The sequence below is a fragment of the Anabaena sp. CCY 9613 genome, from assembly GCF_963920895.1.
Taxonomy (GTDB): domain Bacteria; phylum Cyanobacteriota; class Cyanobacteriia; order Cyanobacteriales; family Nostocaceae; genus Cyanocohniella.
Genome location: NZ_CAWUDE010000002.1, coordinates 405071 through 418052, shown reverse-complemented (window position 1 = coordinate 418052; position 12982 = coordinate 405071). Strand labels below are relative to the sequence as shown.

The following is a 12982-nucleotide window of genomic DNA, read 5'->3' as shown; positions in this document are numbered from 1 at the left end:
TGATCAGGAAGTTAAAACAGCTGTATGAATTTATCGGATCTACCTAATCTCTGGGTGCCTTTGGCATTGTTGGGTTTAATTGTGTTGGCTGCGGTGTATTTCAGTCGTATTCCCTAAAAACAAAAATGAGTCGTTTTTTTATTGCCCTTTTACCACCACAGCATATTCAGGAGTATGCCAACAACATCAAGCAATATTTTGCTGATAACTATGCTAGTTATGGGGCGCAAAAATCACCGCCTCATATTACCCTGCAACCACCCTTTGAATGGGCTGATGCCAATGTTCCCCAGCTAGAAGCAGCCATCAGGGAATTTGCCAGTAGACAACAGTCCAGATCAATTACACTCAGCGGTTATGCGGCTTTTCCTCCCCGTGTCATCTACATTAATGTAGTCAGAAGTCAAACGCTGTTGACATTGCAAGCTGATTTAATGACTTATGTAGAAAGTAACTTGGGAATTATTGACAAGGTTGCTCAAAGTCGTCCCTTTGCGCCTCACATGACTGTGGCATTTCGGGATTTAACAAAGCAAAATTTTAGAGCTGCTTGGCCAGAATTTGCCCAACGTCAGTTAGATTTTGAATTTACAGCTGAGAATTTAACATTACTGCGTCATGACGGTAAGCGTTGGCAAATCAAATCAGAGTTTTCTTTTCTACCTTAGATGAAAGGCTTTAGGTTTTTTCATAATTTTGCGTAAGTCCTGTTTTTTCAAGAGAGCGATCGCCTGTTAATTTAGTCTTACACTTCAGGCGATCGCACTTCCCATTAATTCTTACCGTTGGGACGCTGAATAATTGTTTCTACTACTCGCCGCCTAGCTTTGGGGTCAATACCTACCAAGCGTACGTACTCACCCTCATATTCACCTAAATAAGCTTCTAAAGCCGATATTGCATCCCACTCAGCGTCAATTTGAGTAGTACCGCAACTTTGCCAAGAACCAGTGCGGAAACGGCGTTCATCTACGTGTTCAAAGTTAATTCTGTGACCTTGAGCTAAAATTTGCCGGATTTGTTCTTGTGTTTCTAAAGACAGATGGGGACTTGAAGTTTGCTTTTTCTGGAAACCATTACCTGAAGGCTGAGTATTGGGTGTTACAGCCACAGGTGGCGCTGGTGAATAATTTTTACTACCTCGATTCAGGCGATTGTACTCATCAACTAACTGGGAAGTTTCCACCCGTTGTTGTTCACCGACAATAAACTGACCAGCTTGGATTAAATGAGACAGGCTGAAATCCGGCTTTTTAAACTCTGGTGGCTTCTCAGCGCTGTTGACTATACGTAAAGATACACGCTCAAAACCTACTTGATGAATAAAATCACGTACTTGTTCATCATAGATGCGCGATCGCAAGGCACTATAAAAGTCTATAGATTGATGGGGAAAAGTATCAACTAGCTGTTCTACTTCCCGTTGAGAAAGTCCATCTTCTTCAAAAATGCCCCCAACAATTCCCACTCTGTCATCTCTATCTGGTTCCCAGTAAAATTTCTCCATCCGTCCATCCCGAATTAATGGCGCGTAGAGAGTGGAAAAATCATTACCTGTCACTATAATTGGCACACGATGTAACGGTGTGGAATCATAGCTTCCAGGTAATTGCACATCTGTCGGATTATCGGCAATATTCATCAGTGTGGCATTTACCAACTGAGTATTTACAGTGTACTGAGTACCTTCATCAAAGCGTCCTGCACCCGCATCTAAATCATTAATCATCAGCACACACATTTTACCGCGCACTTTAATTAATTCTGCGGTTTCCCGATAGCGCAAACGAATCAACCGCGCTGGATCTCCTGCATCGGGACTCTCCAATTCTCCACCAGATATGTGAGTCACTTCGATACCCATTTTCTCGAAGACTAACTGACACTGAAATGTCTTGCCTTCACCTTTGCGTCCATGAATACCTAAAATTAAGGGGACTCGGACACCAGGAAGATTCAAGAAATTTTTAGTGATGTGAACGCCAAGTTTGTCAAGAAAGCGGGGAGCAATGTAGTAACTCATAATATTATTGATTAGGACTTATTAAGATAATGCTAAGTTTTTTTGGTGCATCTTGTTAATTTATCTTCCGGTATAAATTAAGCGCTAACTACCACAAACGCTGAATTGGATACGCATCAAAAATCCCATCAGCGCTGAGTAATGGTATATTCTCTACTATAGATTGAGCAATTAATAATCTATCAAACGGATCACGATGATGGAGAGGTAATGATGAAACAACAGCAGCGTGGTCTATTGTAATTGGTAATATTTCAATTCCATTCATAATTATTTGCTGTTCAATAAATTCGTTAAAAGTAGGCTCGAAGTTAAGTTTACCTATACTATGCTTAATTGCCATTTCCCAAACACTAGCCATACTTAGAAGATTTTCATTGTTTTCAATCTGCGATCGCAGGCTCACGCTAATTCTCGGATCACCCATCACAAACCAAATCACAATATGAGTGTCCAGGATTTGTCTCATTCCATATATTCCTTAAAATCTTCTAGTGGTTTATCAAAGTCATCAGATATTGTGATCAATCCCTTGGCGCTACCGAATTTTGGACGGCGTTTAACAGGGACTACAGGAGTTAACTTGACAACTGGTTGATTCTCTTTAATGATGATAATCTCTTCACCACAAAGTGCTGCTTCAATCAATTCTGGTAATTTCTGAGATGCTTCAGTTACTGTTATTTGAGTCATACTTATTACCTCTACAGAGTTTAATTAGATCTTTGTGATAGACGTTGTAAAAATTCTTGATGTTCTGGAGAATCCAATCCTTGTTGTAGCCCTGCTAAAACCTGTGCCATTTCCCCTGTTAATAATGCAGCTATATCCAACCATAAACCAGGGAAAACACGACTTTTAATAATACCACCAGCATCAGGAGCTAATGATATATATTCACCATTATCTAAAATAAACCAATCGAGTTTATTATCAAAAATCTGCCAAACAAGATATTCTTTAACACCATTACGGCGATATACCCGTTTTTTATCATACAAATCATTAGCAGCACTACTAGCAGCAACTTCTGCAACTAATTCTGGTGCGCCTTCTACATAGTCATCATGACTAATATGTGCTTGTCCACCTAATTTCTCATCGATTATGAGGACAACATCAGGTTGTGGTTCATTATCTAAATCCAGCCGGACGGTGGCATTATCACCTAATTCTACACCAGGGGTAGCCACTTTATAAGTTCCCAGCCAAATAATCAAGTCTCCATGAGGTTGTCCATGACTTCTAAAACGCAAAGGTGATGCCACGTATACAATTCCTTCTATAAGTTCAGCTTTCTTAATATTTGGCATTGCTGTATATCGACGCTCAAATTCGTGACGCGTGAGGCGATCGCCACTTTCTAAGGGTGGAATTTGGAGATTTTTACTCAAGCTTGGTTCTACCGATGCTTTCATAACAAATTCCTCAAAATTGTATATCTACATTTAGTATAGGCAATTCTTATCTAAACCAATTTAACCAAGCATCCCAGTTATCTACAATGTGGGCAAATTCCGCATAACCTGCGGCTCGAGGATGAGCGCCATCATAATTTTTTGCCTCATCTATCCAAATATTTGATTTTTCTAATATGGGAAATACATCTAAATAAGGCACATTTACTTCATGACATACTAAAGCAAACTCTTGGGATAAATTGATAATCCTTTGATTTCTCCCATCTTGTTCATTATCAAAACATGGTGGTGGACTAACCATCAACACCGGATATAACTGTTTAGCTTCACTTAAAATACTATGGATATTTTCAATTGATTCTGTCAGTGAAACACGGGTTTTACCATTTTCTATGGTTGTATCATTAACCCCAAAGGAAAAGACAACCCTACCGTCATATTCCTTTGGTAACCGATAAGAAACTTCTTTTCGCCAACGATTTCTGAGTTCAGTACTCGTTTCTCGCCGCACGCCTAAATTATAGTAAGTAATATCATGACCTTTTTTATTAGCATTCACACATATTCGACCTGTCCAACCAAGACAATCAGGATCACCCGCACCATTAACAAATGATTCACCAAGAAAACAAATTCTAATTTCACGTCCAGATTTTTCAGTTACATTTAATTCACTCATCCTCTCCCTCTCTCTACCTACGCCACTTGCTACAAGTCGGGAGATCCGCCCAACGCAGTGGCTTCTCTGCGTGAAAAAAAGAGGCAGAAAAATCTACCTCTCTAGCAGGGAAAATTAATTCAATTCCCCCAAAAATAATTCAAAAATCCAAGTTTTAGTATCTGCTGGTGTTGGGTTTGTGAATAATAAAGCTGAGAATTTGACACTGCTTGATGTTATCAAAACCGACAACACGAATATAGCAGTTGCTGTATTGAGAACGGCAAGATTGCACTTCGCTCAATACTTCTTGAGTGGACTTAGCGCCAAACAAAGGCAATTTCCACATTGTCCAGTACATTTCGGTTGGTTCAGAAGTTTCGTTGAACTCAATCGCTGGAATATAACCTTGAGTCAAGATGTACTGAATTTGCTTGGCAATTTGAGCATCAGAAAGGGGTGGTAGGTAAGAAAGGGTCTCGTAACGACGCTCTTTTGGTAAAGTTTGCATAATTTCTGTTAATGGGTTGGGATTGATACTAGTTTTCAGTTATCAGTGAATCACTGTTCACTGTTCACTGTTGGAATCTGAACTTGTCTGCTGTTCTGGTTGCGGACTGGGGTGAGATGTATCTATTAGTGTGATGCGTTCTAGATGCTGGCGACGTTGTTCCATATTGCCTTGTTGAATGCCAGTAAGAACCATTTCTGGAAGGAATTCGGCGACTTCTGTCGCTATATGTTCTCTGACAGTCATTATCCTGAGTGCCAAATCTGGCTTTTCTTGGAACAGTTGCTCAAGATATGCTTCTCCATCCTGAATTTTTCCGGCAGAAAAGTTATGTAGCCAAAGTTCCAATGGCGGATTCGTTTCGCCTAGCTGTGCCAATACTGTTTTTAGCGCCTGATAAGTCAGGTAGCTTTGCAGAGTCTTGGCTGTATCCTTGGCAATTTGCTTAAGATTCATGTTTGACCCCAGCCCATAAAAAGTAAAAAGCAAAAGTAAAAAGTAAAAAGAAAGAATGACTATTTTCTTTTACTCTTTTACTTTTTACTGGTTACTTGAGGATCAGACAGTATCCATTGCCTCGAACTCAAACTTGATTTCTTTCCATAGTTCGCAAGCAGCAGCTAGTTCAGGACTCCACTTAGCAGCTTCGCGGATAACATCGTTACCTTCACGAGCCAAGTTGCGACCTTCGTTACGAGCTTGGATACAAGCTTCTAAGGCTACCCGGTTAGCTGTAGCACCAGGTGCGTTACCCCAGGGGTGACCAAGAGTACCACCACCAAATTGTAGTACGGAGTCATCACCGAAGATTTCTACTAGTGCAGGCATGTGCCAAATGTGGATACCACCGGAAGCAACTGCCATTACACCAGGCATAGAAGCCCAATCTTGGGTGAAGTAAATACCGCGAGATCTGTCTTGCTCAATGTAGTTTTCGCGCAACAGGTCAACGAAGCCCATGGTGATACCACGTTCGCCTTCCAACTTACCAACTACGGTACCGGTGTGAATGTGGTCACCACCAGACATCCGTAAGGTTTTAGCTAATACGCGGAAGTGAATACCGTGGTTCTTTTGACGGTCGATTACGGCGTGCATAGCCCGGTGAATGTGCAACAAGATGCCATTATCACGACACCAACGAGCCAATGTGGTGTTGGCGGTGAAACCTGCGGTCAGGTAGTCGTGCATGATGATGGGCATTTTGAGTTCTTTAGCAAACTCAGCCCGTTGCAACATTTGTTCACAAGTGGGGGCGGTGACGTTGAGGTAGTGACCTTTGATTTCACCGGTTTCTGCTTGTGCTTTGTGGATGGCTTCTGCTACAAACAAGAAGCGATCGCGCCATCTTTGGAATGGTGCAGAGTTGATGTTTTCGTCATCTTTGGTGAAGTCCAAACCACCGCGCAAGCATTCGTATACAGCGCGTCCGTAGTTTTTAGCGGACAAACCTAGTTTGGGCTTAATGGTACAACCCAACAAAGGACGACCATATTTGTTTAACTTGTCACGTTCAACTTGAATACCGTGAGGAGGCCCTTGGAAGGTCTTCAGGTAAGCAACAGGAATCCGCAAGTCTTCCAAACGTAATGCCCGCAGAGCTTTAAAACCAAATACGTTACCTACAATAGAGGTCAACATATTGGTGACGGAGCCTTCCTCGAACAAATCTAGAGGATAAGCAACGTAGCAGATGTATTGGTTATCTTCACCGGGAACGGGTTCGATATCGTAGCAACGACCTTTGTAGCGGTCTAGGTCGGTGAGCAAGTCTGTCCATACAGTTGTCCAAGTACCGGTGGAAGACTCAGCAGCCACAGCAGCACCTGCTTCTTCGGGAGGAACTCCGGGTTGGGGAGTCATCCGGAATGCTGCAAGAATATCTGTATCTTTAGGTGTGTAGTCTGGGGTGTAATAAGTTAGTCTGTAATCTTTAACACCGGCTTGATACCCTGATTTGCTCTGGGTCTTCGTTTGAGCGTAAGACATAAATTCCCTTCCAAGAAGTCACTCTTTAATTACTTATCAAATCACGTTCTGTGCAACTTCTTCCAACTCCTGCCCTTTTTTCCCACTAAAACGAAGGAAAAAATCAGGAAAAATTTTTTGTTAGAGGTTGCCTCAGGCAAAGGATAGCGGTTTTCGGCCAACGAACAATTGGTGATCAATGTTCTATCCACGCCAAGATACATAACCTAGCGATTCTGCTTTCCCCTCATCCTGTGAATAAAAATTCTCTTTTATCTCTTTCTCTTGCCCCGCTAAATTTTTGTATTTCCGGCAAAAACTCCGCGCTTTGCGGAAAGTATTATATTAATCCCCTACACATCGGGTTTTTTGGGGTATCGGGTTTGCTAACACGCATTCCCACCTCCGCACTCTTGATATATCCCTTAATAAGGGAAAACAATCAAGAGAGAATTTGCTTGACATAAATCCAGCAGAGTGATAAGTGAAAGAAAAAGAAATTGCACACCACGTAATTTGTAGCTTGTCTCACAATATATCAAGAATTTGATAAGTTATTCTTTGAAAGTTTTTAACTTATTTATTTAAATTTGTTATTACATAAAGTTTTAAACATTTTGTTAAGAGTAATTTACAAAAGTCATTTATGAATGTATGGGAACTGTTGGTAGAGGCTAGAGGTTAGGGGTTAGTATTTTTTATCTACATCTATTCCCTAGTCTCAAAAAATTTGTTAGTGACGTTTAAAACACAGTCCCTAGGGGAATACTGAGATTAACCACTAGCCAGTTGAGGTAATGGTTATGGGTACTGTCTCTAAAGGAAATGTCACCGTGGTATTATTTCACAAGCGGACTAATTTATTGCTTACTTCTATATTTTTGGGGTTGATAGCTTTGCCTAGTATTGGCTTGGTAACTATGACAAATGCAGCCAGGGCAGACAAAATTGGTACTAGTGTCCCACCGCAAAAAACCCCTGACATTGATTCATCTGAGTTAACTCCTTCTTATCCTGCTGTTCCGCCACCGTCGCGAGTAGATCCTTTACCTGATGATAGGGGAGTGCAAGAGGGAGTTGTCGAAGTCGATTATCGTGTTAACAACTTGCTAGGAGATTTTACAGGTAATCTCTGGGTGGGTTCCTGGCGGGGATTGTCGCGGATTGACCCGAACACAGGTAAAATTTTATCTCGCGTGAGCTTACCAAATGTTGCCATTGGTGCATTGGCACAAGATAAAGTGGGACGCTTATGGGTAGGAACTTATGAAGGACTGAAACGAGTAGACCCCCGTACCAGTGAAATTACAGCTCAGAATTTATTTTTACCTTCAAAACGGGTTTTATCGTTGTTAGTGGATAAACGGGGTTATTTATGGGCGGGAACAGATAATGGGTTAGCTCTAATTAGTCCAGACCAAGGCTTAATTATGACGACATTAAAAAACTTGCCTGGTGTGAGTGCCAACGCTATGACTTTAGATGCGGAAGGTCAGCTATGGATTGGTACACTGGATGGATTAGTACGGGTGAATACCGCCAACGCTTTAATTATGAAGCGGATTAACGAGTTACCCGGAACGACAGTGCAAACCTTAGCAATTAGTCCAGAAGGATTAATCTGGGCGGGAATGCCGAATAATTTGTTAGTAATTAATCCACAAACTGGTGCAGTTTTGAGGTCTGTAACTCGCCTCCGGGGAAGGAATGTGACAGCAGTGCGCTTTGCCCAAGATGGTAGTGTATGGGTAGGGACACACAATGGTTTGTTAAGATTGAATCCACATACAGGAGCTGTATTAGACGAAGTTGCTGGACTTCCTTCTAGCCGAGTTCTTTCCCTTGCGCCCAATGTCGGTAATAAATTATGGGTCGGTACTAGTGAAGGTCTAGCTTGGTTAATGCCCAAAATGGAAAAAGCACAACCTCATTTGGCTTTTAGTCGGGTTGTCAAGTAGGGACTAGGGACTAGGGACTAGATGTAGATAAAAATACTAGCCTCTAACTTCTAGCCTCTAGCCTCTAATCTCTAGCCTCTAATCTCTACTTAAAAAGATGGCAATCACTACCCAGCAATTAATTCAATGGAAACAACAGGGACGGTCAATCGTAGCATTGACTGCCTGGGATTGTGCGATCGCCCAAATCCTCGATGCCAGTGGTGTAGACTTAATCCTAGTTGGAGACTCGATGGCAGCAGTACTTGGGTATGAAACAACGCTGCCAATCACTTTAGAAGAAATGCTGCTTCATGCTAAAGCTGTGCGCCGTGGTGTAAAACACGCTTTAGTTGTTGTGGATTTGCCATTTTTAACTTATCAAGAAAGTGTGCAACAGGCGATGCATTCAGCTGGGTTGGTGCTAAAAGAAACAGGCGCTCAAGCTGTGAAGTTGGAAGGTGGTTATCCAGCAATGGTGGAAATTATTGCGCGGTTGGTGCAAGCGGGAATCCCGGTTATGGGTCATGTAGGTTTGACTCCCCAATCAGTTCATCAATTGGGATTGCGACAACAAGGAAAGACCCAACAAGCAAGTGAAAGGATTTTAAATGAAGCGATCGCTCTTGAACAAGCTGGTGTATTTTCGATAGTGTTGGAGCATATCCCCGCAGATTTAGCAATGCAGATTACACAAAAATTAAGTATTCCCACAATTGGTATTGGTGCGGGAGTTCATTGTGATGGTCAGGTGTTAGTTACCTCTGATGTCCTCGGTTTAACAGAAAAGCAGCCCCCATTTGCCAAAGTTTACACAAATCTGCGTGAAACTATTACCAAAGCCGTAGAAGATTATGCTGTGGAAGTGCGGGAACGAAAGTTTCCATAACTGAATACACTGAACACTGGGAGTATTTTTATGGTTCTACAAGTTCAGCCTACTCAAAAAACTCACAAAGAATTAAATATTGCTTGGGAGGCACTTCCAGCAGACTACATTTTACCTGACGATCCAGTGGAAAATATTCAACAACCCCCTCTAGCAGCAGCACTGACTGACGCATTGGGCGCAACCAAACGCATTCAACCCCAAATGCTGATTGGCTCTAATTTTGGACTTGTGGCTACAGTTAATAAAAAAATGGTTGTCAAAGCACCTGATTGGTTTTATGTACCTCAAGTACAGCCTGTAGCCTCAGGTGTAATTCGTCGTAGTTATACCCCACATTTAGAAGGTGCGGCTGTTGCTGTTGTCATGGAATTTTTGTCAGATACAGAAAATGGAGAATTATCAGTTCGCTCAACTCCACCCTATGGAAAACTTTATTTTTATGAACACATTCTCAAAGTTCCCACCTACGTCACCTACGACCCCTACGAACCAATTTTAGAAGTACGGTGTTTGCAAAATGGACAGTATGCTTTGGTGTCAGCAGATAGCAATGGACGTTATTGGATTCCTGAATTAGAGCTGTTTCTGGGAATTTGGCAGGGTGAAAGACTGTGCCAAACTATGAATTGGCTACGGTGGTGGGATCAAGAAGGTAATTTGCTGTTGTGGAGTCAAGAACAAGCAGAACAAGAACGCCAACGTGCAGAACAAGAACGCCAACGTGCGGAACAGGAACGCCAACGCGCGGAAATATTAGCAGCTAAGTTACGTGAACTAGGTGTTGACCCTGATGCGATCGCCTAAGTAGCCGCCCATCACAAAAATATTTGGGGAAATCTGGAATACATGCACTTACTTGATCTTTTAGCCGGAGAAGACAACCATTTAGCTTTGGGTACGCCGGAACAACCAACCCTCACCTATGAGCAATTACGAGCAAATATAATTTCCTGAACAAGGGTGAAACTAGTGAGCAGGAGTTAAAATCCCACTGCTCAAATGTTTTGGCAGATTTCAAAGTGCCTAAGCAAATTCATGTTTTAGAAGCATTACCTCGTGGTGCTACTGGAAAATTACAACGGCTGAATATGGCGAAATTCCTTAAATTAGGGGAGTAATCCAAGCTCATCGATCTGCATGAATTCTGCACAAATTCTGCACAGTGGTTGCATACATAGGTGATATCTTTCTATTTACATATGCAGGAGGAAGAGCTAAAAATTCCACCATTGAACAAAGAGGCGAATTGTGGATGAATTGGAAAGACTCATATTATGGCTGGTTAATTGAATTAATCCCACTGCCTGAAGGTTATGTATTTAAGTGTTGGATGCTAAATGAGCAAGTAGGAATTAGCAATAACCATATTTATCCTAGGTTATCTGAAGCGATGAGGGCAGCGAGGAAAAGAGCGAAGCTAGAGTCTGCAAGGTTAGCACTGATCCAATTTTTAAATGAATCCTATACAAATTGCTATCTTAGCCCTCAAGAACATATAGCTTTGGCAAATTCAATTTTTGACTTGACGACCTCAGCCTATCAACCTCAACATCGAGACTTTTAAACTCAGCAGATGAATAACCCAATTTTTTACTCTGACAACAACACAAGTTATCCAGTGACAAATTTCAGTCATGATTCTCGCGGTAGCGGTAGATACTCTATTGCTTGTTGAAGCTGGGGGGCTTTACCCTGCGGTCGCAATGACAACTTTTCTACTAGATATGATATTTGGTTCTTAACCCGAACTGACCTTACTTAAGCTGCCTAGGCATTTTAACTAAACTCGCAGAATTTCCCATCCATCTATAGGGTGGGTAGGATATCAAGAATCGCCTTCCAACAACAGGAGGCGATTTTTTTAGTCTTATTTGATAGCAATTATGAAAACTTTCTACTGAAAGTGCAACATGTACACTCTAGCCAATTTGCCATAAATTTTCTATAAATATGATTCACAATAAACATTTATAGAACTTTGCAGGCGAGCAAAGTACATCGAAGAAATCAGGAACTACAGATAAATATGTACCTTATTTCCCATGAAAACTGCTATATCTGCAATTTTTATCTTTAATACCCTAAATATATAAAAGCAAGTGACACGGGAATGCTAATAATGAACTATAGAAAGTTTATTTTATCGTTGAAACCTCTTCTATCTTGTTGCCTCCCTCTATGAGTAAAACCACTGATGGGGAAAAAACTTACAATTAAACACACACTGATTCGATTTCATTTGCTTGAATAGCTATATTGATAGGATTACAATTCACTATTCTGGATTATGTCTAGTAAGTTCATTGACGTTAGGGAATATACTGTCCGGGCCCATAAAAGGCAAATTCATACTCGCGTTTTTCATTTTGTCTGTAAGCAGTGCAATCAGACTACACAACGTGAGACGTTTGGCCCTCGTCCGTTATATTGCGAGCAATGCCGTCCTCCACAAGCACCAAAAAAATCTCATCAGCCTTCTCAAAAAGCCAAGCCTAGACCAATGACTTATAAAAGTGATACCGATTTGGGTTGATTTAAAAATTTATGAATAATCTACAATTAAAGCCCCCTCAAACTTTTCTCTCTCCATTGTTAGAACTACGAGACTACTATGCTCGCCTTGTAAAAGAGTACGAAATTTTATACACAGAGGCGCGATCGCAGCTCCATCATGTAGATGCTTTGTTGTCTAATTTGTCTCCTCAATCAGATATTCAGGACAAGTTGACAGCAGTGGGAACGCTGGATCAGGTATCTACTTCTACTCCCGAAGACTCGTCGTTATCTGAGTCTGATCATCTTCTTCAGTCTGATATCAACTCGCTTGATTCTAGCCAGTCTGAACTACCCAATTCAGACAATGTAGAGACAGATAATTTATCTCCTGTAACTAGAGAGACATCCGTTGCAAGTATAGATAAGTCCATCAAGGTGCCGGATGTACCAATGTTACCTGAGTATCAAACTCAAAGTCGTATGGAAGCTATTAAAAATCTTTTGCAAGAGCATCTTGGCACTGTCTGTCATATAGATTTCATCGTGCGATCGCTTTATGGAGATTTAGAGCAACCTATCTTTAAAGTCGTCAAAGGTAGAGTCCAATCTTCATTGACACAAGGCAGAGAAAGACAGGTTTGGTGGGGTATTCCCGACGAGCCTGGTTGTTACACTCTGGATTTAGGTTTAGTAACCTCCAACAAGACTAAAGGTATCGCTCGAACGGCTAATAAAAAGAAGAAATCTTTCTCAATTCCGAGTACAAATGTTGTCCCTATGCTCCCAGAATTTGAGGGTCTATTTTTAATAGATGCTCTTTCTGATTTTCTGGAAAAAAATTCGGGGATAGTTTTCAGTGTTGCAGAAATTATCGGGGGTCTTTATGGAGAACTAGATGAGCAAGAAGTTAGAGAGGTCAAGAGTAAGGTACTCAATGAACTTTCTAGAGGTTATCGCACAGGGCGATTTTCTAGAGTGCCTGACAAAATCGGCTTTTATACTTGGGATTCAAAGTTGATGTTAGAAGCAAGTCGCGGAAGGTAAAGAGGCAGGGGGGTAGGGAGCAGGGAGCAAGG

Annotated in this window: 16 protein-coding genes; 8 read left to right on the top strand and 8 right to left on the bottom strand. The window is 41.4% G+C overall.

What is annotated here, in order from left to right; all coding sequences use genetic code 11:
• Window positions 1–125 precede the first annotated feature (125 nt).
• Window positions 126–668 carry a 2'-5' RNA ligase family protein gene (locus ACM0OT_RS03705; protein WP_414562816.1) on the top strand — a complete coding sequence of 181 codons (543 nt, stop codon included), beginning with the start codon at window positions 126–128 and terminating at the stop codon, window positions 666–668.
• A 104-nt stretch (window positions 669–772) separates the two neighbouring features.
• Here the strand turns inward: ACM0OT_RS03705 and ACM0OT_RS03700 are convergent, their stop codons facing one another.
• From ACM0OT_RS03700 to ACM0OT_RS03665, 8 genes are all read right to left on the bottom strand, one after another.
• Window positions 773–2023, bottom strand: coding sequence for a ribulose bisphosphate carboxylase small subunit (locus tag ACM0OT_RS03700; RefSeq protein WP_414562814.1), 1251 nt, complete (start codon window positions 2021–2023; stop codon window positions 773–775).
• 88 nt (window positions 2024–2111) lie between these two features.
• Window positions 2112–2492: a type II toxin-antitoxin system VapC family toxin gene (locus tag ACM0OT_RS03695; RefSeq protein ID WP_414545468.1), complete on the bottom strand. Its 381-nt coding sequence runs from the start codon at window positions 2490–2492 to the stop codon at window positions 2112–2114.
• Window positions 2489–2716: a type II toxin-antitoxin system Phd/YefM family antitoxin gene (locus tag ACM0OT_RS03690; protein WP_414545469.1), complete on the bottom strand. Its 228-nt coding sequence runs from the start codon at window positions 2714–2716 to the stop codon at window positions 2489–2491. Before ACM0OT_RS03690 ends, ACM0OT_RS03695 begins: the two co-directional genes overlap by 4 nt.
• Window positions 2717–2736: 20 nt before the next feature.
• Window positions 2737–3441: a Uma2 family endonuclease gene (locus ACM0OT_RS03685; RefSeq protein ID WP_414562811.1), complete on the bottom strand. Its 705-nt coding sequence runs from the start codon at window positions 3439–3441 to the stop codon at window positions 2737–2739.
• 46 nt (window positions 3442–3487) lie between these two features.
• A complete protein-coding gene (locus ACM0OT_RS03680; RefSeq protein ID WP_414562809.1) occupies window positions 3488–4123 on the bottom strand; it encodes a GDSL-type esterase/lipase family protein in 636 nt (211 codons plus the stop codon).
• A 154-nt stretch (window positions 4124–4277) separates the two neighbouring features.
• Window positions 4278–4613 (bottom strand): ribulose bisphosphate carboxylase small subunit, encoded by a 336-nt coding sequence (locus tag ACM0OT_RS03675; RefSeq protein WP_414545472.1) that lies wholly within the window; start codon window positions 4611–4613, stop codon window positions 4278–4280.
• 57 nt (window positions 4614–4670) lie between these two features.
• Complete coding sequence (gene rcbX, locus ACM0OT_RS03670) at window positions 4671–5069, bottom strand: RuBisCO chaperone RbcX (RefSeq protein WP_414562806.1); 399 nt, start codon at window positions 5067–5069, stop codon at window positions 4671–4673.
• Window positions 5070–5171: 102 nt separating this feature from the next.
• Window positions 5172–6602 carry a form I ribulose bisphosphate carboxylase large subunit gene (locus ACM0OT_RS03665; protein ID WP_414562804.1) on the bottom strand — a complete coding sequence of 477 codons (1431 nt, stop codon included), beginning with the start codon at window positions 6600–6602 and terminating at the stop codon, window positions 5172–5174.
• Between the two features lie 776 nt (window positions 6603–7378).
• On the opposite strand from ACM0OT_RS03665, the gene ACM0OT_RS03660 reads away from it, so the two are divergent.
• The 7 genes from ACM0OT_RS03660 (at window position 7379) to ACM0OT_RS03630 (ending at window position 12950) form a co-directional block, all read left to right on the top strand.
• Window positions 7379–8539: a two-component regulator propeller domain-containing protein gene (locus ACM0OT_RS03660; protein WP_414562802.1), complete on the top strand. Its 1161-nt coding sequence runs from the start codon at window positions 7379–7381 to the stop codon at window positions 8537–8539.
• 97 nt (window positions 8540–8636) lie between these two features.
• Window positions 8637–9407: a 3-methyl-2-oxobutanoate hydroxymethyltransferase gene (panB, locus tag ACM0OT_RS03655; protein WP_414562800.1), complete on the top strand. Its 771-nt coding sequence runs from the start codon at window positions 8637–8639 to the stop codon at window positions 9405–9407.
• Window positions 9408–9437: 30 nt separating this feature from the next.
• Window positions 9438–10214, top strand: coding sequence for a Uma2 family endonuclease (locus ACM0OT_RS03650; RefSeq protein ID WP_414562799.1), 777 nt, complete (start codon window positions 9438–9440; stop codon window positions 10212–10214).
• Window positions 10215–10339: 125 nt separating this feature from the next.
• On the top strand, window positions 10340–10528 hold the full coding sequence (locus tag ACM0OT_RS03645) for an AMP-binding enzyme (protein WP_414562861.1): 189 nt from the start codon (window positions 10340–10342) through the stop codon (window positions 10526–10528).
• A gap of 44 nt (window positions 10529–10572) precedes the next feature.
• Window positions 10573–10974 (top strand): hypothetical protein, encoded by a 402-nt coding sequence (locus ACM0OT_RS03640; RefSeq protein WP_414562797.1) that lies wholly within the window; start codon window positions 10573–10575, stop codon window positions 10972–10974.
• 723 nt (window positions 10975–11697) lie between these two features.
• On the top strand, window positions 11698–11943 hold the full coding sequence (locus ACM0OT_RS03635) for a hypothetical protein (RefSeq protein ID WP_414545480.1): 246 nt from the start codon (window positions 11698–11700) through the stop codon (window positions 11941–11943).
• An 11-nt stretch (window positions 11944–11954) separates the two neighbouring features.
• The gene (locus tag ACM0OT_RS03630) at window positions 11955–12950 is read left to right on the top strand and encodes a hypothetical protein (protein WP_414562795.1); all 996 of its coding nucleotides are present in this window, start codon (window positions 11955–11957) and stop codon (window positions 12948–12950) included.
• Window positions 12951–12982: the final 32 nt, after the last annotated feature.